Source organism: Cellulomonas sp. P2_B4, assembly GCF_056404795.1.
Genome location: NZ_JBFUDI010000078.1, coordinates 1 through 584 on the forward strand (window position 1 = coordinate 1; position 584 = coordinate 584).

Below are 584 nucleotides of genomic sequence, written 5' to 3' on the forward strand. Positions count from 1 at the left end.
TCGCGGTCGCGAAGGACGGCACCATCTACGGGTCGCAGACCGGCAGCGCCGATGCGCAGACGCCGTGGCGGATCTACAGGATCACGCCCGACGGCAAGACCTCCATCTTCATCGAGGGCGCCCCATTGTCGCGCCCGAACGGCGTCGCGATCGACAAGGACGGCAATATCGTCGTGGTGAACATCGGCGACGATTCAGTGCTGACCTTCTCGCCCGCCGCGACGCTGATCAGGACCGAGAAGGCGGCGCAGCCGGGCAATGACGGGCTGGTCATCATGCCCGACGGCACCAAATATGTGAGCAGCGTGGTGAATGGCGGCGTCTCGCGCATCCGCCCGGGCCAGCCGGCGCAACTGATCGCGACGGGCATCCCGAGCGCGGCGTCGATGTGCCTCGATACGGGGGCCAATCAGCTCGTCATTCCGATGAATGCCAATAATTCACTGGCATTCGTCAAGCTGTGACGGCCGGCGGAGCCGGCTCAGCCTTGATGGACTTGCCCGCAAAACAGCCTGATGCCTCTCCCGCAAACCCGTCATGCTAAACTTGCTTCAGCATCCATGCGCGGCCACCTGAACCAAGAG

The 584-nt window shown here is 63.9% G+C and carries 1 protein-coding gene; it reads left to right on the forward strand.

Annotated elements, in window-relative coordinates; translation table 11 throughout:
• Positions 1–464 (forward strand): SMP-30/gluconolactonase/LRE family protein (locus tag AC1DZC_RS20180; RefSeq protein ID WP_477044522.1); only part of this gene is annotated, 464 nt, incomplete at its 5' end.
• Between the last annotated feature and the right edge of the window lie 120 nt (positions 465–584).